Genomic DNA, 19134 nt, shown 5'->3' with positions numbered 1-19134 from the left:
AACGCTGTTTCAAAACGACGTTACCAAAGGAGGTAGGCTTCTCGTCATGGGTAGGCCGAGAACAAACGACGCGACCGTCAAAGAGCGACTCGTGGAGTGCGCAACCGAGTTGCTCGCCACCCGTCCGCAGGAGTCGGTCACGGTCCGCGCCGTGGCCACGGCCGCCGAGACGTCAACGGCTGCGGTGTACTCCCTGTTCGGCGATAAGGAAGGACTGATCGGAGCGGTACGCGACCGAGCCGTCGCCGGCCTGTTCCAGGCCCTGACGGCGGTGCCGACCTCTGAGGATCCCCTCGCCGACATCTACGCACTGGCCGCCGCATACCGACGATGGGGACGCGAACACAGCCACCTCTACTCAGTGCTGTTCGGTGGAGTGCAATCCTTCAAGCCGTCAGGAGCGGTCGGTGCCGGTGACCCCGTCCGGCCGCTCATCGCGGCGATCGATCGCGCCGTGACCGAGTCCGTCCTCGACGGCGAAGCGACGGCGATCGCCGTCTCACTCTGGGTGACCCTGCATGGGCTTGTGACACTCGAACTCGCCGGGGCCTTCGGCGCCTCCACAGCAAAAGCCGCATTCCGATCGACCATCCTCGCCACGCTGCGTGGCTGGACGGCCCCCGCGGTGTTCCTCAGCCTTCGGCACGACGAACCCGCCTTCTGACAGAGAGCGCTACCAACCCTCCGTTCAGAGAGTTGAGAAGCGCCTCGTACGGGAGAGGCGCCGGCAATAGGCCGCCCGCCGACGGCTGAGGGCCGCTGGCCCCTAGGCCGTCACCCGCGCTCTCGCACGTCTCGATCGCGACTCGGTGCCCCCAACGGCCGTCGGACGAGGGGAACGAGCAGGACAGGTGGTACTCCACTGAACCTCGTGGAGGGGGTGAGCTTGTCGTCGATGGGTTCGCCCCCTTCGATCACGTCGCGTGCACGTGGGCGCCTGACTGCGAGTGCCAAGAGCAGGCGCGCAGGGAGTCCTTCGACTTCGCCGAGCCAGCCGCTGCCTCGGGCCTCGCAGATTCGTTCGCAGAGGTTCTGGATGATGTCGATGAGCCGGGGCCGTCGGCGGGGGTCGATCTGGAGGACGGGGCATCGGATGCAGGCTTCTCTGAACTGCTTCAAGCAGCACCGAGTGGACCCGCGCGAGTTGTCATTCTTGGCCCTCTGTGGGTGGCTGCACTTGGGGTGAGCGCTGAAGTAGCCGGCGATGGTGCTCGGAGTCGGCCATGATGATGCGCCTGGCCTGCTGGTGGCTGGACTGGAGGTCACCGGGGTAAGCGGCTGGGTCGAGATTGATCCCGAGGGAGAGGTCCTGACGGGTCACCGGGTCTTCACAAGACAGGAATGCGGCAAGGCAGGTCGCGCGGTAACCGTCGCGGAGATCGGCCAGAGCATCCAGTACTGCCTTGCTTTCCTCGGTGGGCAGGCCGCGTCTGAGGTCGTCCATGGAGGCGTACTTGAGCCCCGGGCGCGCGAAGTACCACGCCATGGTGGCACCAACCTTCTCGGCGTCGGAGCCAGTCCGCACCTAGTCGGTGATCGCCGCCTGAACCTCGCGATAGCGGGCTGTATGAGGCCCGGACTCAGGCCGGCTTTCTGGCTGACCTCAGAATCGAAGCGTCGGCGAGTCAGGCACTCGCGCCCGCTGTCACACCGCCCGGAGTATGGCTCGACTCGCTCGGTGAAACCGATCCGACGCTTCAGGGTGTCGCCGCTCAGACAGTGGCCTTGGCCGCCTCGGCCAGCAGTGAAATCTCGGCCGCGACTGCCTCCGGGTCGGCCGCGATGGTGACCTGAACAACGTCGCCCAGACTCGGGTGCGAGCCGACGCGCACTGCCCGCTCCGCGTTCCGCAGGAGATCGAAGTCGTTGATGTCGTTACCGAATGCGATGTACTCGTCGATCCCCATCCACGTCAGGGCTTCCCACTTCGTCGTCGAACCCGGCGCAAAGTCGATGATCGCCTCGTCGAGGTGGTGGTTGACCATCAGCCCCAGCCGACGGCCGGCCTCGGCGAGTTCCGCCATGTGCGACGCACCGACGACAAGGAACTTCACGACCTCGGGAAGCTCGGCGAGGTCCACCATTTTCGCGAGGTTACCCTGATCGACACGGCTCCGGATCGGGTGGTCCACAGGTCCGGTATAGGCGTAGTCCCAGGGCCCGTCCGCGAGATAGGTCGCTTCGTACTGCCCGACCGCGTCCATCAGTGCGCCAAGTCCGGCAGGATCGAAAGCGGCCCGAGCCTGGACACCGCTGTCGACCGAGACGAGGCTCCCGTTCCCGCCGATCAGTGTGGCGGACGGGAAGGCTCCGTCGAGGACAGGCAGGAGGTCTCGGACAGGCCGGGCGGACGCGAAAACCACGTGGTAGCCAACGCGCTCGCACGCGCCGATCGCCGCGAGAATTCGATCATCGATCGTTCGTCCGTCAAAGCAGAGCGTGCCGTCGATGTCGAAAACCAAAGTGCGGGCTCGAAGTTTGAACATCATCGGATCCTATCCGGCTGGCCAACGGCGAGAATGCGATGCCGGCAACCCCGCCGGATGCCTCTGATCGCCCGGACAGCTTCTGGCCCCGCGCTCCGCCTCCTGGCCGGCGGAACCTGCTTGACCGGGCCAGTGCGGTGGGCATGAGCGTCCGTGGATGGGCCTATCTTGGCGTGTATGCAGTTCTACACAATCGGCCAGGCAGCCCGGCTCCTCGGTGTAAGCCCCGACACCGCTCGGCGTTGGGCCGACGCCGGCCGGGTGGCCACCCATCGGGACGAGGGCGGGCGGCGGCTCATCAAGGGAAAAGATCTTGCCGTCTTCTCCGTGGAGCTGGCCAAGGGCGGTGGCGGTGAGGAAGACGCTTCGTACACCTCGGTCCGCAATGCCTTCCCCGGGATCGTCACCGCGGTGAAGCTCGGTGATGTCGCCGCCCAGGTGGAGATCCAGGCCGGCCCGCACCGGCTGGTGTCACTGCTGACGCGAGAGGCCGTGGAGGAGCTGGGGCTGGAGGTCGGAATGGAGGCCACCGCCCGAGTCAAGTCGACGAATGTGCACATCGACCGCGTCTGACCGCGGAAACGGTGGCCTCCCCGGGGGGTCAGCCGCTGACCGAGTACGAATGAGGTCCGGTCCCCGCCTGCGCGCCACCGTCCACGATCAGGTATTCGTCGCGGATCGGGCGCCCTGCGGGCCAGGACTCCAGGATCTCCCTTGTCCCCGCCGTGTACCGGGCCTGCGCGGACAGGGACGAGCCCGAGATGTGCGGGGCCATGCCGTGGTGCGGCATAGTGCGCCAGGGGTGGTCGTCCGGGGCCGGCTGCAGGTACCAGACGTCGCCCGCGTAGCCCGCCAACTGGCCGCTGCGCAGGGCGCGATCGACGGCGTCACGGTCGACGATCCTCGCACGAACGGTGTTGATGAGGCAGGCGCCGCGCTTCATCCTGGCGAGCAGGTCGCCGCAGGCGAAGCGTGATGTGCTCGACGCGCTGGATGCGGTAGTGGACGGTGTTGACGTGCAGGTGCAGAGCTTCCGCCGTACGCACCCATGATCCGTCACAGGCGAGGAATGCCTTCAGGGTCTCCAGGAGGGGGGCTGCGAAGGGGCTCACGGCGTCGATCAGGGGTCCGAGTACGGTGCGGCTGTAGACGGTGCGGACCTCGGACGGCACTCCGGTGAGCAGTGTGTCCCGGCTGGTGAGGGACGTGGCGTCGCCGAGGAGCGAGGCGTCCGGGGCGGTGTTCCTGGCCGAGGTCAGGGCGTAGAGGGCCTCGGCCAGCGCTCCGGCCAGGTCCGGCGGTTCGGCGGCAGGTCGTCCGTGTCCGCCGTGCAGCAGTACGGACGATTCGCAGGCGGCGACGAGCGGCCACACCTCGCTCACATCGACGGCGCCGGGGACGACCGCGAACGCGGTGGCGTCCGGAAGGCGTCCGACCGCTGCCGGTCCAGCCCCCGCAAGAGCGACCGCCTCCGCCAGCGCTCCCTCTGCCAGTCCCACCCGCCGGGCCCCGGTGTCGGCGGTGATCACGCGGTACGGTCCCTCGACCGGAAGCCCACAGGCCCGCAGCGCCGCAGCCAACGAGGCCGGCTCCGCCCCGGGGGCGGCGAGCAGCGCGCCCAGTTCGTCCGCCGCCTGGTAATCGGCGGCCCTGCGGCGGGACTGCGTCTCCTGGCAGCGGCCCAGGACCGCGGCGACCTCGTGCAGCATGCGGGGCGGCGCGGCGCCGGGGTCGGGCAGGTACAGGTGCCAGCGCTCGTACGGGGAAGCGACGTCCGCGTCGACAGGGACCGTGGCACCGGTGCCGTCGGCCAGCAGCGCCGCGGCCTCCGACGCGGAGAGCGTGCCCCCGCCCTCCGTGGCTGCGACTGTACGGCCGGTCGCGGTGAGGACGTAGGCGACGACCGCCCGGCCGAAATGGGCGAAGGCCGCAGCGACGATCGCGCCCGGACCGGCGTCCTGGGCGACCAGGCGGCCCAGCCGCGCCCGTGCGTTCTCCGGCAGCGCGTGATGGCGGCTCAGCTCGCCCCACCTGCTGGAGGTAGACGGTGTCGGTGACAGCCTGGAACATCACGTCGGCCGGCACGGCGGCCAGCGGAATGTCGTGGCGGGCGCATGCCTCGATCAGGTCGTCGGGGACGGCGCCGTGCGTCTCCTCGCCCGCCAGCAGTACGGCCGCGTCCGCGTCCCTGAGCCCGGCACCCTTTCCTGGTCGACGAGATGGATCTCCAGGATCCAGTGGCAGTGACGCCCGGCCTTGTCCGTGCGCCGCAACGGGGTGTCGTTGGCAGGCGCGATGTACGACTCCACGTCTGCGCCGTCGATCCACTGCCAGCTGTGACATGCGAAACCCTCTCAACTCTCCAGCGAACTCGGCCGCGCGTGTCGGAAACGCTGGGGAGTTGTTGTATGCCGTCGTCGGCCCGCCCATCATCACCGGCGCCGCCAGTCCGGCAGACGACTCCGGGACCGGGTCTCGCGCCCAGGTCCGGCACACCCGGACCAACAGCCCTGCCGCCTCCAGCGTCGTGCCGATGGCGTACGGGCCCTCGTGGAGCACTGTGCTGGACGACCAGAACGCCCGTCTGTTCCACCCGGCTCACAGGCCGCCCTTCGCCGTTGCCTTACGGGTATTGCCTGGTGTCACGCCCACGAGGCGTACCCACCGTCCACGCGAATCGCGTTGATGCCGCTGATGTGCCGGGCTCCGCAGCGGTCCTGGGGCAGGACGAGCTGGGGACCGCCGCGGTCGAGCAAAGTGTCGTCGATCGTGGCGGCGAGCAATACGGGCGCGCGGCCGAAGTCGGGGTCGATCTCCGCCCAGGACAGCAGGGCGTGGTGGCCGTCCGCGCCGGACACCGCGATCAGGAAGCGCAGGCGGTCCTTGCGGCGGGCGGGGTCGAAAACGGGACCGGCCGCCGACAGGACGTCGTGCAGGAGCGGCCCGGTGAAGCGGTGGTGCCGCATGCCGCTGGTGGTGCACTCGAAGCTGACGTCGGCCTCGTGCTGCGGCCAGGCGAGCAGGTCGGGCACGGTCAGGCGGGCCGGACGGGTCAGATCGCCGGTGAGGGCAAGTTCCGCCACCGTATCCGCCACTGCGTGGGACTGACTCACGGACTATCACCTCCCGGATGCCCGTACCCGGATACCTATCCTGTACAAACGCACATGCAATCCCAGAGGATCGGTGATCCGGCTCATGCAAAGCCACAGAAGACTTTCCCCTCGCATCTGCGGCAGTATGATCAGCGCATGCACAGCTACCGGATCGGGGACGCGGCCGCCTTGCTCGGCGTCAGTGCCGACACCGTGAGGCGTCTGGTCGACGGCGGGAAACTCACCGCCGAACGCGACGAGATCGGCCGCCGGATCATCCCCGGGCCGGCTCTCGCGGCCTACGCCCGGCAGTTGCACGGTACGGAGCGGGATTCCACCGGCTCCTCGGCCCGCAACCGCTTCTCCGGCATCGTCACCGACGTGATCCTCGGAGACGTGTCGGCACAGGTGGAGATCCAGGCCGGGCCGTTCCGGGTGGTGGCGCTGGTCAGCCGCGAGTCGGCTGAGGAACTGAAGCTGGAGCCCGGTGTTCCGGCGGTTGCCGTGATCAAGTCGACCAACGTGGTCGTCGACAGACCGTAGATGTGTCCGTCAGGACCAGAGGGAGTGGACCCGTGATAACCCGTACCGCGCGCCGGACCCGCCGGACCCTGCAGGTGGCCGGTGCAGGCACCGCCGCGCTGCTGGCCCTGAGCGCCTGCTCCTCGTCCGACGATTCCTCGGCGGTGAAATCGGACGCCTCCGCCTCGGCCTCCTCGCCGGACAAGCTGTCCGGCACGGTGACCGTGTTCGCCGCGGCCTCGCTGAAGGAGAGCTTCACGACCCTGGGCAAGGAGTTCGAGAAGCAACACCCGGGTACGAAGGTGACCTTCAGCTTCGGCGGCAGCGACTCGCTCGCCGCGAGCATCACCGGCGGCGCGCCGGCCGACGTGTTCGCCGCGGCCAGCCCCAAAACGATGAAGATCGTCACCGACGCGGGCGACGCCTCCGGCACGCCCGCCACCTTCGTTCGCAACCAGTTGGAGATCGCCACTCTGCCGGGCAATCCCGACAAGATCTCCTCCCTCAAGGACCTCACCAGGTCGAGCTTGAAGGTCGTGCTCTGCGACAAGGAGGTGCCGTGCGGTGCCGCCGCCCAGAAGGCCCTCGACGCCAGCAGTCTCAAGCTCACTCCGGTGTCGTACGAGCAGGACGTCAAAAGCGCCCTGACCAAGGTCGAGCTGAAGGAGGCCGACGCGGCGGTCGTGTACAAGACCGATGTGAAGGCGGCCGGTGACAAGGTGGAGGGCGTGGAGTTCCCCGAGTCGGCCGACGCCGTCAACGACTACCCGATCGCCCTGCTCAAGGAAGCCCCCAACGCCGAGGCCTCCAAGGCTTTCATCGCGCTGGTGCAGTCCGCCGAAGGTCAGAAGGTCCTGACCGGGGCCGGGTTCCTGAAGCCGTGACCTCGACCGTCAAGTCCGACGCCGCGACCGGCGCCCTCCGGGGTGGGCCGCGGCGTCGGCGTGTCCGGGTGGGTGGCGGCCGCGGCGTACCACTCCCTCTGCTCGTGCCCGCGCTGATCGGCCTGGCGTTCCTGATCGTGCCGCTGATCGCCCTGCTCGTACGGGCCCCGTGGCGCAGCATGCCCGAGCAGATGACCAGCGCCGAGGTGTGGCAGGCGCTCCAGCTGTCCCTGGTCTGCGCCACGACGGCGACCGCGGTGAGCCTGGTCATCGGGGTGCCGCTGGCCTGGCTGCTGGCCCGGGTCGAATTCCCCGGACGCGGCCTCGTCCGAGCGCTCGTCACACTCCCGCTCGTCCTGCCGCCGGTTGTGGGCGGCGTGGCGCTGCTGACGGCGCTCGGCCGCAACGGCATCGTCGGGAAGTGGCTGGACTCCTGGTTCGGCATCACATTGCCGTTCACCACGGCGGGGGTCGTGGTCGCGGAGGCATTCGTGGCGATGCCGTTCCTCGTCATCAGCGTCGAGGGCACCCTGCGGGCCGCCGACCCACGCTATGAGGAGGCGGCGACCACCCTGGGTGCGTCCCGCTTCACCGCGTTCCGCCGGGTCACGCTCCCGCTGATCGCACCAGGCATCGCGGCCGGCGCGGTCCTGGCGTGGGCCCGCGCGCTCGGCGAGTTCGGCGCGACCATCACCTTCGCCGGCAACTTCCCCGGCCGTACCCAGACCATGCCCCTCGCCGTCTACCTCGCCCTGCAGAGCGACCCGGAGGCGGCGATCGCCCTCAGCCTGGTGCTGCTCGCCGTGTCCATCGCGGTCCTGGCCGGACTGCGCGACCGTTGGATGACCGCCGGATGACCGAGACTCACGACGATCGCACCGGCACCGCCCCGGACGGGCTCGACGCCCGCCTCGTGGTGGACCGTGGCGCCTTCCGCCTCGACGTGGCGCTGACCGTCGCGCCCGGCGAGGTAGTCGCCCTGCTCGGCCCCAACGGCGCCGGCAAAACCACAGCCCTGCGCGCGCTCGCCGGCCTGACACCACTCACCGGCGGTCACCTACGGCTGGACGGCGCGACGCTGGAGCGTACGCCGCCGGAGTCCCGCCCGGTCGGCGTCGTCTTCCAGGACTATCTGCTCTTCCCCCACCTGACCGCCCTGGACAACGTGGCGTTCGGGCCGCGCTGCCAGGGCGCGACCAAGGCGGAGGCACGTGCACAGGCCGCCAACTGGCTCGACCGCCTGGGTCTCGCGGATCACGCCGGCGCCAAGCCTCGCCGGCTCTCCGGCGGCCAGGCGCAGCGCGTCGCCCTCGCTCGCGCCCTCGCCACCCGCCCACGCCTGCTCCTCCTCGACGAGCCGCTGGCCGCCCTCGACGCCCGTACCCGACTGGAGGTCCGCACCCAACTCCGGCGCCACCTGGCCGAATTCGAGGCAGTCGCCGTACTCGTTACGCACGACCCCCTCGACGCCATGGTCCTCGCCGACCGCCTGGTCGTCGTCGAGCACGGCGAAGTCGTCCAGGAGGGCAGCCCGTCCGACATCGCCCGTCACCCCCGTACGGACTACATCGCCCAACTGGTCGGCCTGAACCTTTACCGAGGTCACGCGGACGGCCACACAGTCCGACTCGACACCGGCCCTGCCATCACCACCACGGAGGCACTGTCCGGACCGGTCTTCGTGGCGTTCCCCCCGAGCGCCATCACCCTTTACCGCAGCCGGCCCACCGGCTCCAGCGCCCGCAACCTCTGGCGCTGCGAGGTCGCCGGCCTGGAGACCCACGGCGACCAGATCCGCGCCGCCCTCACCGGCGATCTCCCCCTCGCCGCCGATCTCACCACGGTCGCCGCTGCCGAGCTCGACCTGCACCCGGGTGCGGAGGTCTGGGCGACGGTGAAGGCGACGCAGACCCACGCCTACCCCGTCTGAGAACGCGCAGGGACCGGCGAGCGTCCACGATCTGCGAGGCAGCACCCAGTTGCCCGCCCCTGCTCGGGACTCCCCCGAGTTACGCACCACCACATCCCGCCCCGTGGCAACCTCACCGACGCCCACCACTGGCACAGCGGTGGGTTCCCGGGGCGACCTACCTGGCGGGTGTCAGGTGATGTTCGGCGGCGGAGACGACATGGTGATGGGTCACCCGAGCGCACTCGTGCCAGAACGGTGTGGCGGTCAGGTACGCGCCGAGTACGGAAAGGATGCCGAGCGAGACATCCACACTGAGGCGTCCTTGCTTGGCCCAGTAGACGTCTTGCAGATCGAGGAGCAGGGCGAATTCGTCGGCGATGAGAGCGGTTCCGGCGCCGTAGGCAGCGGCGACGGCCGGGTGGCCGACGGCGCGCTCGTCGCCACGTACGGCGATGATGCCAATGCCGGCAAGGATGCCGATGCCCAAGTTGTAGTGGTGCAAGTGCTGACCGCCGGCGGAGATGTTCCCCCAAGGCAGCCATCCGCCGCGAATGCCGTGGGTAATGGTCCGCACGGTTCCCCACGTGACGCCGAAGGCGATCCACGTCACGATCAGTGATCTTTTCGTGGGGGTGAGGTGCTGGCTTGCCAATTCGCGCCAGCGTGCGATGAGCGGCGGCCGGGACCGGTTCAGCTCTTGGGACATGTCAGTGACCACGAGGTTGACCTCCCGGGTTCGGCGCAATGAGGTCCGAGTTCCGCTGCGTGGCATCGCCGACCGGAGCGGATGAATCCGCAGTGACGGGCGAAGGACGAACTGCCTGGGCAACGAAGTTCATGCAGCTGCGGCAGTCATCATCACGGTCGCACACGCCGTCCGGTGTCGACGCTGCCGTGTCGCTGAAGATCCGAGCACACAGGTCGTTGCCCTCGCGGTCGATGCCATGCCACGAGAGTCCGGTGCCGTTCTCCGTCGCGGCGCGTTCGGCGCACATGTTGTACATCCGCCACCTCCCACGAACGCCGTTGCGGTGCAGCTCAATGAAAAGCCCGGATCATTCAAGGTGGCGACTCAAACGCTCCAATCGAGTGAGGCTTTTACCACCTCAAGTTGTGGTGAAGGACGAGGTCGGCCTTGGCTATGTCGGTGATCCGGTTGGTGCTGCAGCGGAGCTTGCGCAGCAGGCGGCAGCCCTTCGGGACGGCCGCAGCCTGCTCGCCGACGCAGCGGATCTCGGCGTGGGTGGTGTTGTGACGCCGCTTCCCTCACTTGAGGCGGCGACGCCGGAACGGGACTCGGACGTGGCAGCCGGCACCCTGATACGCCTTGTCTGCCCGGCACTTGATCCCTGATGCGGCGTGGGCGTCGGTGATCCCGTGGCTGCGGGCGGCGGTCAGGTCGTGGGTCGAGCCGGGTAACGCCGAAGATGCCCACAGCAGCCGTCCGAACGGATCGGTGAGGACCTGGACATTCATGCCGTGGCGCTTCCGTTCCCGGAGTGGTAGAGCGCGTTGGCGGCGGTCCCACCGCTCGCACCCGTGCCGTCCGCCGTCGGCTCCGGGGCCGCCGCTCCCACCGGACACGGTCCGGAACCGTATTCCCGCGCCGAAGTGGATGATTCAGGAGGCACCGAAGCGAGCAAGCGAGAACCATGGACTCCACTCCGCGAACCATCACCCCACCGTCCGCACGATCCCTACGTCCGTGTGAGCGCGGAGCGACCGGCAGCAGGCGCGGGCTCCGCCGGTACGCCCTCGTCCCGGTGGCGGTCGTGTCTCTCGCCGTGGGCGCCGCCGGCTGCGACGACGGCGCCTCCCCCTCAGCCGAACCCGCGGGATCGAGCAGGTCGGCCCGCGGCAGCACCGCCCCGGATGCGCCCGTCGCGCCGGGCGAGCCGGCTCCCACCGGGGCCGCCACCTCGAGCGCCTCGGCAACCACGTCCGCCCCGGCGACCGGCAGCGGTCCGGGGCGCTGCACGACCGAGGCGCTGACCATGAGCCTGAGGCAGGGCGACGCGGGCGCAGGCCAGATCCACTACCGGCTCACGCTGGTGAACAAGTCCCCGGACCCCTGCACCCTGACCGGCTTTCCCGGGGTCTCCTTGATCAGGCGCGACGGCAGCGTGATCGGCGAACCCGCCGCCCGAGAGGGCGCCGCCGGTCGGGTCACCGTCATCGGGGCCAGAGGCTCAGCCGAAGTCACCCTGCACACCCTCAACCGCGGGATCAAAGGCTCGGAGTGCTGGGACCGGCCCGACTATCTCCGGGTCTACCCACCCGGCTCCCGGCAGGCTCTGACCCTGCGCACCTCCCAACCCCTCATCTGCGGCGACCTCTTCAGGACGACAGCGGTGAGCGGCTGACGGAAGGGCGAGCGGCCGGGGTGGCATCATCCAGACGCCCTCTCGACCGCCGCGAGGAAGCACGACCCGATCGAAGCGAAACGGGCGAGGGACCACCAGCGGTGGTTTGTCCGACCGAAATCATCCAGCTGCCGATGTCGGCGGTCGACGGTGCCACCTCGGCCGCCGCTCGGACGGTGACGCCGACTCCTATCACGAGAATTGTGTACGGCGCAGGCCACCCGCTTGGTTCCGGCGGAGTCCGGAATCTTCGTCAGTCCCGTGAATTGCCGAAGAGGACGCGGTAGCCGACCAGCAGGACGAGGGAGCCGCCGATCGCCGCACCCCACGTGGTCAGGTCGAAGAAGTGATTCTCCACCGGCCGGTCGAGGAAGCGCGCCGAGAGCCAGCCGCCGACGAAGGCGCCCGCAATGCCGATGAGGGTGGTACCGATCAGGCCCCCGGGGTCGCGCCCGGGGAGCAGGACCTTGGCGATGACTCCGGCGACAAGCCCGAGGATGATCCAGCTGATGATGCCCACGTTCGTCGTTCCCCTCGTCGGGCCGCGCAGGGGCGTAGATCGCCACAGCCGGCTGCAGTGCGTTGCTCGGTTGCGCAACTGTACAGACAATGGCGAAGACGCGGCGCGGGCGGATCCGGTTGCAACGTGAACGCCTTGCGTCCGGGGTGCGGTAGGCAGAGAGGCCGAAGTTCCTCGGGTTGATCGCGCCCGCGGCGTCGACGATGTCGGTGGAGCGAGCCGGGTCCACGGTGCCGGCGGCCGGCGTCGCTCGGGAGCTTCGCGGGGCGGCCTAGACTGGGGAGGTTCGCAAGCGACCCCACGGAAATGGGAGGGACGACGGTGGCGACAGACGTCGACAGCTTCGAGGACCCGCCTGCCGAGGTATTCGCGGAGGCGGCCGCGACCTTCGGGCTGCTGGCATCCTCGGCACGGCTCCATATCATGTGGACGTTGGCCCAGGGCGAGAGTGATGTGACCGGACTCGCGGAGCGGGTGGGAGGCGCGCTGCCCGCCGTCAGCCAGCACCTGACAAAGCTGAAGCTCGCGGGTCTCGTGCGTTCCCGTCGCGAGGGCCGACGGATGGTCTACTTCGTGGACGACCCCGATATCGTGACCGTGGTGCGGCTGATGGTCGGCCAGTTGACCGCTCGCGCCGATGCCGCGTCCGCGCCGGTACGAGCGCTCCGCAGGACCGGTGCCTGACACCTCCGCGGTTGAGGGGCCGGGCCTTGTACCGCCCGAACAGCCGACCGCTCCGTCACCGGGAAGAGCCCCCGCAGTCGGCAGGGCGTCGCAAGAACTGACCTCGCTCCAGGTGCTGCGCACGCTCAACAGCGGCCCTCGTGGGCTGACGGACGTGGAAGCTGACGCGCGCCTGGCCTGGTTCGGCGAGAACACGCTGCCTGCCCGGCGGACCGTGTCATGGGTCGGGCGTTTTCTGCGCAGCCTGCGCGATCCGTTCACCGCGGTGTTGCTCTGCCTCGGCCTGGTGTCCGCGGCCGTCGCGGCCTGGGGCACCGCCTGTGTGACCACCGTGCTTGTGGTGGTCAGCTGTGTGCTGCGGTCGGCCGGGGAACATCGCGCCGACCGGTCGATGGCCGGGCTGCGGGAGCTGGTGGCGACCACCGCAACGGTACTGCGCCGCACGGATGAGGATGCAGGGCCAGTGCCTCGGGAGGTTCCGGTCGATCAGCTGGTGCCGGGGGACGTGGTCCGCCTCGGCCCCGGCGACCTGATCCCCGCCGACGTACGGCTTCTGCGCGCTATCGGCCTGAGTGTGAATCAGGCAGCGCTCACCGGGGAGTCGGCTCCGGTCGCCAAGCATCCTGTTGATGCGCCGGGCCCGCTGGAGAACGGCCCGTTCGATGAGCCGCAGCTGTGTTTTCAGGGCAGCAGTGTCATGTCGGGCAGCGGCACCGCGGTGGTTGTCGCGACCGGGGCGTGTACCTGGTTAGCCGCCGCACACGACTCCGTACACCCGCGTGGCCCGAGCGCCTTCGACCGCTCGGTGCACGGGATTTCCTGGATCCTCATCCGGTTCATGCTGCTGACGCCGCCACTGGTGCTCATGGCGAATGCCGCTCTGCGCGGCCGGGGTCTGGAGACGCTGCCGTTCGCGGTGGCGGTGGCGGTGGGGCTCACCCCGGAAATGCTCCCGGTCATCGTCACCACATGTCTGGCACGCGGCGCATCGCTCCTCGCGCGCTCCCACGGCGTGATCGTCAGACGGCTGCCCGCGCTGCACGACCTGGGTGCCGTCGATGTGCTGTGCCTGGACAAGACGGGCACGCTCACCCAGGACCGGCCTGTCGTGGTCCACGCGCTGAATGCCGACGGCCGGGACGATCCCGAGGTGCTGCGCTGGGCCGCCGTCAACGCGTGGTGGACGCTCCAGCTCGCCGATCTGCCCGCCCCGGACGCCCTGGACGAGGCGATCCTCGACGCGGCCGACGAGGACGGTGTACTGCGGTACGACGGGGTCGCTGCCCTGCCGTTCGATCCGGCACGTCGCCTCGCCACCGCCGTCGTACGCGACCCCGGCCGCCTCGGCGTCCACACACTCGTCGTCAAGGGCGCCGTCGAGAACGTACTTGAGCGATGCGCGCTCGACGGCGTCGACGGGCAACGGCTGCTCGAATTCGCAGCGAGCCAAGCGGACGACGGGCTGCGGCTCCTCGCGGTCGCCACCGCCGAACGTCCGGCGCGACGCCGCGCATACACGCCTGCCGACGAACGCGGCCTGACCTTCATCGGCTTCATCGCTCTGCGTGAGGAACTCGCCCCCTCCGCCGCCGCTGCCCTGCGCGTCCTCGCCGACCGCAGCGTCACGGTCAAGGTCCTCACCGGAGACCACCCTGGCACCGCGGCCCGAGCCTGCCGCGATCTGGGCATCGACCCCGGTGACGTATGCACAGCAGACCACATCGACAAGCTCACGGACCCGGAGCTGGCCGACCTCGCCCACCGGACCACCGTCTTCGCGCGCTGCACCCCCGAGCACAAGGCCCGCATCGTCACCGCCCTGCGTGCCGCGGGCCACACCACCGGTTTCCTCGGGGACGGCGTCAACGATCTGCCCGCACTGAACGCGGCCGATGTCGGGATCTGCCCGCGCGATGCCGTCGACATGACCCGCGAGAACGCCGACGTGGTGCTTGCCGACCACGGCAAGGACCTGTCCACGATCGATCACGCGATCACGGCAGGCCGGCACAGCAGCGTCACCATCGCGACGTATCTGCGCATCACGCTCTCCTCGAACCTCGGCAACGTCATCGCCATGCTCTCCGCCGGCCTCCTGCTGCCTTTCCTGCCGATGCTCCCGGCCCAGGCCCTCGTCCAGAATTTGTGCTTCGACGCCGCCCAGCTCACCTTCTCCTACGAACGGCCCGCTCCCGCCGCACTCAAGCACCCGACCATCCTGCGACCGCGCGACTTCCTCCGCTTCATCACCGCCTTCGGAGCGCTCAATGCCGTCGCCGACCTGGCCACCTTCGCGGTGCTCGCCCTCGCCCTGTACGGTCCCGGGGGGACGGACGACGAGGCGGTGTTCCACTCCGGCTGGTTCACGGAGAACCTGCTCACGCAGGCACTGGTGATGCTGCTCCTGCGGACCGGCCGCCGCACCGCCGAGACCCGCGGGATCAGCCCGGTCGGCTGGGCCGCAGCCGCGCTCGCCGCCACCGGACTGCTGCTGCCGCTCTCCCCGCTCGGCCCGCGGCTGGGCTTGATGGCCCTGCCCGCCCTCTACTACCTGCTGCTCGTGGTGGTGCTCGGGTTGTACGCGGCGGGACTTGCGACCGCCAGACATCGCTACGAGAGTCGCGGTACACATCCGTAGTGGCGCCGCCCGTCGGTACGCACCCCGCACAACTGTCGTCGTGCAGGCCCTGCGCCGGGGTCAGCAAACGATGCGGGACTCCCGTCCGGTCGTGTTGATGGCGGTCCTCTACAACGAGTCCTGCAAGCCGCACGACCCTGAGCTGGAACGGGCCTGGCAGCGTTACAAGCCGGATGCAGCCTTCGGCATCGCGAACATGCACCGTGCCGCCTTCGACGAGACCAAGCGGCGCCATGATTTCGCGAACCGCCGATGGGAGGAACTGCCCGACGACCGGGACCTGGCGATTGAGGCGGCCGCCTGGCATCTGCACGACCTGGCCGCGCAGTTGCCCGCCCACCGGCCGGGGACGTACACGAAGAACGAACTGCTGGCGCTGGGCTACAACACCGGGTCGGGCAACGTGCTGGCATTCGCCCGCGGCGCGCACCCGGGCAGTCAGGCGCAGTCCTACCTGGACCGGCTGCATGCCAACTGGGCCAAGGCCGGGAAAGCGATATCCGCTCAGCCGTAGGAGAGGTTGGCGCAGAGGTCGTCATCGGCGGAGCGGGCACCGTCGGCCACTTCGGAGGGTACGGAAGCCGGCCTATTGGAGGCGGTGGCCGCGGGGTGGTCCGCGTAGTCCTGGCCGAGGATCACGTCGATGCCCGCCGTGGTCGTCGCCCGGAGATCCGCCTCGGGAAAGAGTCGGGTGACGGTCTCCGCCCGGTCTTGCTGTCCCGGACCGTACTCGATCACCGTGGTGCTGTGGTCCTGGGCGCCGGCGGTGGCGGTGCCGGTGACGGTGAAGTCGTGGTCCTTGAGGGTTTGCGCCGCGCGGGCGGCGAGCCCGACGACGGTGGTGCCGTTGTAGACGGCGACGTCGATGCCGCCCCCGGAGACCGATTCGTCGGCACTCGCCGAGGGGGAGGCCGAGGCCGCCTCGTCGCCGCCCTTGCCACTGGCGTCCTTGCCGTCGATGGTCCGGTCGGCCTTCAGCGCGGCCCACAGGGCATCGGCGTCCGGCTCGACGATCGCGACCCGCGATCCCTGGTACCGCCAGGGAATGGTCACGAACTTGGTGTTGTGCAGGTCGATGTCCTTCATCGACATCGCGAAGGACAGCAGCTTGTCGGCGGACCCGAGACCGGGGTCGACGGTCATGGACTTGGTCGCGGCGTCCGCGAGCGGCAGCAGCTTGGTGGGGGTGAGCCCGTCGCTCTTCACCTTCTTGATGAGGCTTGCGACGAAGGCTTGTTGGCGTTTTATGCGTCCTATGTCGGAGCCGTCGCCGATGCCGTGCCGGATGCGCACGTAGTCCAGCGCCTGCTGCCCGGCGACCTTCTGCTCGCCCTTGGCGAACAGGAGCTTGCCGCGCGTGGTGCGGTTGGGATTGAGGTCCCTTTGGTAGATGTTCTGCGGCAGACACACCTCGACGCCACCGACGACCTCGGTCAGTTGCGAGAAGCCTTTGAAGTCGACGACGACGGTGTGGTCGACGCGCAGTCCGGTGAGCTTCTCGACGGTGTTCTGGGTGCAGGCCGGGTTGCCCTTGGCAGTCTGGCCCATGGAGTACGCCGCGTTGAACATGACGTTGGTCTGCGTCTTGCTCCAACTCCCGTCCGGGAGTTTGCAGGGCGGGATGTCGACAAGGGTGTCGCGCGGGACGGACACGGCGACGGCGTGTTGGTGGTCGGCGTATATGTGGAGCAGGAAGGCGGTGTCGGAGCGGCCGACGTCGCTCTTGTCACCGCCACCCAGATCGCTGTTCCCGCCGGTGCGCGCGTCCGAGCCGATGACCAGGACGTTCGCGCCCTTCGAAGCGGAGGCGTCCGGTCGGTCGCCGGAGATACCGTCCGAGCTGAAGGTGTCGATGTTGCCGCTCAGCCGGAGGTAGACCCACCCCGCTCCCGCCGTCACCAGCACGAGCAACGACACAGCCATCACGAGCACGGTACGCACCCGGCTGCGCTTGCGCCGCCGGGTGCGTACGGCGGATCGAGCACCGCTGTGACGCGGGGGTGCCATCTGCTGGCGGGTGCCTGCCATGTGTTGTGCGCCCTCATCCGTCCGACCGATACAGAGGGGACGGCTCGCCCCACTCCAAGGTTGTACAGTTGCGCAATGTAGCAAGTCTTCCAGTGGGAGCCACCCCTAGGTGCGCGCCCCGTTTGACGAGACGAAAGGCGGAGCTGGAAATGTTGCGTAACGGGCTGGAGCCTTGGCATCTGCTGATTGTGGCGATCGTCGTCATCGTGCTGTTCGGCTCGAAGAAACTGCCGGACACCGCCCGGGCGGTGGGGAAGTCTCTGCGCATCCTCAAGAGTGAGACCAAGGCCATGAAGGAGGACGGTGCGCCGAGCCCCGCCTCCGATCCCGCCCCACCCCCACACGTCGCACCTTCGGCGATCCGGACCACAGGTGAGTCGACTCCGGCCCGGCCGGCCACGGAAAGCACCAACAACGCCCAGTGAACCGCACGAGGCGGCCCCGTCACGGACTGGCGCCGTCGAAGCCGTACCTCAGCGGCTCACTCCGCACCCCGGGGTCCCGGCGGTAGACGTAAAGCGCCTCCACCTGCACGCCGCCCGGCGGGGCTTCGAGCTGGCAGGGGTACGTCACCTGCAACACCGAGGGCCGGTCGGTAACCCGCATACACAGCCCGTCCGCGGGGCCGCCATCAAGTATCGCGCTCTCCGAGCCCGTCAAGTCGTTCGCATCCATGCGCATAGTTTAATTATTGCGCAACTTTTAAACTATTGTGAAACTCGTCACTCCGGGGCTCTGCCACGCGGCCCCGAACGCAGCTCGACTTCGGGGAGAAGCAGCACACATGGGCGTCAGCCTCGCCAAAGGTCAGAACGTCGTCCTCAACCAGGACGGCACCCCGCTTGCGGACGTCACCGTCGGGCTGGGCTGGGACGCCCGGCCGGTCGGCGCCACGGACTTCGACCTCGATGCGTCCGCGATCATCTGCGGCCCTGGGATGAAGGCCGTCTCCGACGAGCACTTCGTCTTCTACAACAACCTCACCAGCCCCGACGGCGCCGTTCGGCACACGGGCGACAACACGACCGGCGAAGGCGACGGGGACGACGAACAGATCCTCATCGACCTCGACAGGCTGGACGAGAAGGTGGGGCAGGTCGTCTTCACCGTTTCCATCCACGACGCGGAGCGGCGCGGCCAAAGCTTCGGGCAGGTCAGCGAAGCCTTCATCCGCGTCGTGGACAACCTCACCGGCCGTGAGATGTGCCGCTACGAGCTCTCCTACGACGCCGCCGGCGAGACCGCAATGGTCTTCGGCGCCCTGTACCGCAGAGGCGGGGAGTGGAAGTTCCGCGCCATCGGCCAAGGCTATGCACAGGGACTGGCAGGTATCGCCACCGACTACGGCGTAGGTATCGACTGAGCGACGCGATACCGAAAGGCGCGTGTGAGGGCTGGGCGGTCACGTGGACGGGGCCGGAACGACCGGGGAACCGGGGTCCCGCACGGTCGGGACGGTCTGCGGGCACAGGGCAGGCCTGTATTCGAGTACGTGCTGCCGCGGATGTTCGGCCTCGGCACCAGGCCACCGAGGCCGAACGCCGTCTTCCCGCAAGTGACGGCACTCCTGGCCGCCGGGCATGCGGCCCAGGTGGTGAGCCTCACCACGGTCCTTGTGGCGGGAGGGGACACAGAGTGCCGCGTTGTGAACAGACACATGTCTTTCGAGCGACTGCGCAACGAGAACCTGCTCGAAGCGGCTCAGCAGCCGGAGTTGTCCTCCCGGCGCGCGGACGAGACGGACCTGTCCGAGCTCGTCCGGCTTCGTGACGATGCGGCGCTCCGGCAGATCACCCACGGGACCGACCAGTGGAAGCCGGGTGAGCTCGGCGAAGAGCACTTCCGGGCGTGTTGGCACGACGCCGAGGTGTGGATCGTTGCGATCGGCCCGCACGACCCGATCGCGGGGGCTCGGGAGCTGTGGTGGGGCGATCCCACCGCGTGTGTCTGCCGGACAGCGGTGCCGGGGCCTCACGAACCGCACCTGTCAGGGATACGCCCC

At 69.0% G+C, this 19134-nt stretch carries 21 protein-coding genes and 3 pseudogenes; 12 read left to right on the top strand and 12 right to left on the bottom strand.

Annotated features, from left to right (window positions below):
* Positions 1 to 46 precede the first annotated feature (46 nt).
* A complete protein-coding gene (locus GA0115254_RS28640; RefSeq protein WP_093898166.1) occupies positions 47 to 664 on the top strand; it encodes a TetR-like C-terminal domain-containing protein in 618 nt (205 codons plus the stop codon).
* 483 nt (positions 665 to 1147) lie between these two features.
* Here GA0115254_RS28640 and GA0115254_RS28630 read toward each other — a convergent pair whose 3' ends face one another.
* Together GA0115254_RS28630 and GA0115254_RS28625 are read right to left on the bottom strand one after the other, a co-directional pair.
* On the bottom strand, positions 1148 to 1486 hold the full coding sequence (locus GA0115254_RS28630; protein ID WP_093898165.1) for a hypothetical protein: 339 nt from the start codon (positions 1484 to 1486) through the stop codon (positions 1148 to 1150).
* 226 nt (positions 1487 to 1712) lie between these two features.
* Entirely contained in the window at positions 1713 to 2462 is a 750-nt protein-coding gene (locus GA0115254_RS28625; protein ID WP_256102829.1) for an HAD hydrolase family protein, read from the bottom strand.
* Positions 2463 to 2663: 201 nt separating this feature from the next.
* On the opposite strand from GA0115254_RS28625, the gene GA0115254_RS28620 reads away from it, so the two are divergent.
* Positions 2664 to 3059 carry a TOBE domain-containing protein gene (locus GA0115254_RS28620; protein WP_093898164.1) on the top strand — a complete coding sequence of 132 codons (396 nt, stop codon included), beginning with the start codon at positions 2664 to 2666 and terminating at the stop codon, positions 3057 to 3059.
* A gap of 28 nt (positions 3060 to 3087) precedes the next feature.
* Here the strand turns inward: GA0115254_RS28620 and GA0115254_RS28615 are convergent.
* The 4 genes and pseudogenes from GA0115254_RS28615 to GA0115254_RS28600 form a co-directional block, all read right to left on the bottom strand.
* Positions 3088 to 3441, bottom strand: a pseudogene (locus GA0115254_RS28615) (NAD(P)-dependent oxidoreductase); the annotation flags it as partial.
* Complete coding sequence (locus GA0115254_RS46625) at positions 3374 to 4195, bottom strand: PucR family transcriptional regulator (RefSeq protein WP_256102828.1); 822 nt, start codon at positions 4193 to 4195, stop codon at positions 3374 to 3376. The gene GA0115254_RS46625 and the pseudogene GA0115254_RS28615, both read right to left, overlap by 68 nt.
* Positions 4196 to 4609: 414 nt before the next feature.
* Positions 4610 to 4810 (bottom strand): annotated as a pseudogene (locus tag GA0115254_RS46620) (hypothetical protein); the annotation flags it as partial.
* Between the two features lie 318 nt (positions 4811 to 5128).
* Complete coding sequence (locus GA0115254_RS28600) at positions 5129 to 5599, bottom strand: molybdopterin-dependent oxidoreductase (protein WP_093898163.1); 471 nt, start codon at positions 5597 to 5599, stop codon at positions 5129 to 5131.
* 138 nt (positions 5600 to 5737) lie between these two features.
* Here GA0115254_RS28600 and GA0115254_RS28595 point away from each other — a divergent pair, with 138 nt between their 5' ends.
* From GA0115254_RS28595 to GA0115254_RS28580, 4 genes are read left to right on the top strand one after another with little or no spacing between them, the layout of a single operon-like run.
* Complete coding sequence (locus tag GA0115254_RS28595) at positions 5738 to 6124, top strand: TOBE domain-containing protein (RefSeq protein WP_176740330.1); 387 nt, start codon at positions 5738 to 5740, stop codon at positions 6122 to 6124.
* Positions 6125 to 6159: 35 nt separating this feature from the next.
* The gene (gene modA, locus GA0115254_RS28590) at positions 6160 to 6987 is read left to right on the top strand and encodes a molybdate ABC transporter substrate-binding protein (RefSeq protein ID WP_093898191.1); all 828 of its coding nucleotides are present in this window, start codon (positions 6160 to 6162) and stop codon (positions 6985 to 6987) included.
* Complete coding sequence (modB, locus tag GA0115254_RS28585) at positions 6984 to 7844, top strand: molybdate ABC transporter permease subunit (RefSeq protein ID WP_093898162.1); 861 nt, start codon at positions 6984 to 6986, stop codon at positions 7842 to 7844. Before modA ends, modB begins: the two co-directional genes overlap by 4 nt.
* The gene (locus GA0115254_RS28580; protein WP_093898161.1) at positions 7841 to 8917 is read left to right on the top strand and encodes an ABC transporter ATP-binding protein; all 1077 of its coding nucleotides are present in this window, start codon (positions 7841 to 7843) and stop codon (positions 8915 to 8917) included. The genes modB and GA0115254_RS28580 overlap by 4 nt, the downstream gene beginning before the upstream one ends.
* Before the next feature lie 157 nt (positions 8918 to 9074).
* On the opposite strand, the gene GA0115254_RS28575 is transcribed toward GA0115254_RS28580, so the two are convergent.
* The 3 genes and pseudogenes from GA0115254_RS28575 to GA0115254_RS28570 all read right to left on the bottom strand — a co-directional run.
* Positions 9075 to 9605 (bottom strand): hypothetical protein, encoded by a 531-nt coding sequence (locus tag GA0115254_RS28575; RefSeq protein ID WP_256102827.1) that lies wholly within the window; start codon positions 9603 to 9605, stop codon positions 9075 to 9077.
* A 1-nt stretch (position 9606) separates the two neighbouring features.
* Positions 9607 to 9903, bottom strand: coding sequence for a hypothetical protein (locus GA0115254_RS43970; protein WP_141720928.1), 297 nt, complete (start codon positions 9901 to 9903; stop codon positions 9607 to 9609).
* Between the two features lie 94 nt (positions 9904 to 9997).
* Positions 9998 to 10393, bottom strand: a pseudogene (locus tag GA0115254_RS28570) (transposase family protein); the annotation flags it as partial.
* A 269-nt stretch (positions 10394 to 10662) separates the two neighbouring features.
* Between GA0115254_RS28570 and GA0115254_RS28565 the strand changes: the two are divergent.
* A complete protein-coding gene (locus GA0115254_RS28565) occupies positions 10663 to 11262 on the top strand; it encodes a DUF4232 domain-containing protein (protein WP_256102826.1) in 600 nt (199 codons plus the stop codon).
* Between the two features lie 253 nt (positions 11263 to 11515).
* Here the strand turns inward: GA0115254_RS28565 and GA0115254_RS28560 are convergent, their stop codons facing one another.
* The gene (locus GA0115254_RS28560) at positions 11516 to 11782 is read right to left on the bottom strand and encodes a GlsB/YeaQ/YmgE family stress response membrane protein (protein ID WP_093898159.1); all 267 of its coding nucleotides are present in this window, start codon (positions 11780 to 11782) and stop codon (positions 11516 to 11518) included.
* A 306-nt stretch (positions 11783 to 12088) separates the two neighbouring features.
* Between GA0115254_RS28560 and GA0115254_RS28555 the strand changes: the two genes are divergently transcribed.
* The 3 genes from GA0115254_RS28555 to GA0115254_RS28545 all read left to right on the top strand — a co-directional run bounded on the left by GA0115254_RS28555 (position 12089) and on the right by GA0115254_RS28545 (position 15618).
* On the top strand, positions 12089 to 12466 hold the full coding sequence (locus GA0115254_RS28555) for an ArsR/SmtB family transcription factor (RefSeq protein WP_093898158.1): 378 nt from the start codon (positions 12089 to 12091) through the stop codon (positions 12464 to 12466).
* Complete coding sequence (gene mgtA / locus GA0115254_RS28550; RefSeq protein ID WP_093898157.1) at positions 12420 to 15104, top strand: magnesium-translocating P-type ATPase; 2685 nt, start codon at positions 12420 to 12422, stop codon at positions 15102 to 15104. The genes GA0115254_RS28555 and mgtA overlap by 47 nt, the downstream gene beginning before the upstream one ends.
* A 70-nt stretch (positions 15105 to 15174) precedes the next feature.
* Positions 15175 to 15618, top strand: a complete 444-nt coding sequence (locus tag GA0115254_RS28545) for a lytic transglycosylase domain-containing protein (protein WP_370740960.1) — start codon at positions 15175 to 15177, stop codon at positions 15616 to 15618.
* Here the strand turns inward: GA0115254_RS28545 and GA0115254_RS28540 are convergent.
* Positions 15609 to 17132, bottom strand: coding sequence for an LCP family protein (locus GA0115254_RS28540; RefSeq protein ID WP_176740329.1), 1524 nt, complete (start codon positions 17130 to 17132; stop codon positions 15609 to 15611). The two genes, GA0115254_RS28545 and GA0115254_RS28540, sit on opposite strands and share 10 nt — an antisense overlap.
* Before the next feature lie 149 nt (positions 17133 to 17281).
* Here GA0115254_RS28540 and tatA point away from each other — a divergent pair, with 149 nt between their 5' ends.
* The gene (gene tatA, locus GA0115254_RS28535; RefSeq protein WP_093898156.1) at positions 17282 to 17557 is read left to right on the top strand and encodes a Sec-independent protein translocase subunit TatA; all 276 of its coding nucleotides are present in this window, start codon (positions 17282 to 17284) and stop codon (positions 17555 to 17557) included.
* 19 nt (positions 17558 to 17576) lie between these two features.
* Here tatA and GA0115254_RS28530 read toward each other — a convergent pair whose 3' ends face one another.
* Entirely contained in the window at positions 17577 to 17807 is a 231-nt protein-coding gene (locus GA0115254_RS28530; protein WP_176740328.1) for a hypothetical protein, read from the bottom strand.
* 109 nt (positions 17808 to 17916) lie between these two features.
* On the opposite strand from GA0115254_RS28530, the gene GA0115254_RS28525 reads away from it, so the two are divergent.
* Positions 17917 to 18495, top strand: a complete 579-nt coding sequence (locus tag GA0115254_RS28525) for a TerD family protein (protein ID WP_093898155.1) — start codon at positions 17917 to 17919, stop codon at positions 18493 to 18495.
* Positions 18496 to 19134 lie beyond the last annotated feature (639 nt).

The sequence above is a fragment of the Streptomyces sp. Ncost-T10-10d genome (genome assembly GCF_900091955.1).
In the GTDB taxonomy this organism is placed as follows: Bacteria; Actinomycetota; Actinomycetes; order Streptomycetales; family Streptomycetaceae; genus Streptomyces.
The sequence above is the reverse complement of the archived record's forward strand: the minus strand, read 5'-3'. Positions and strand labels throughout refer to the sequence as shown.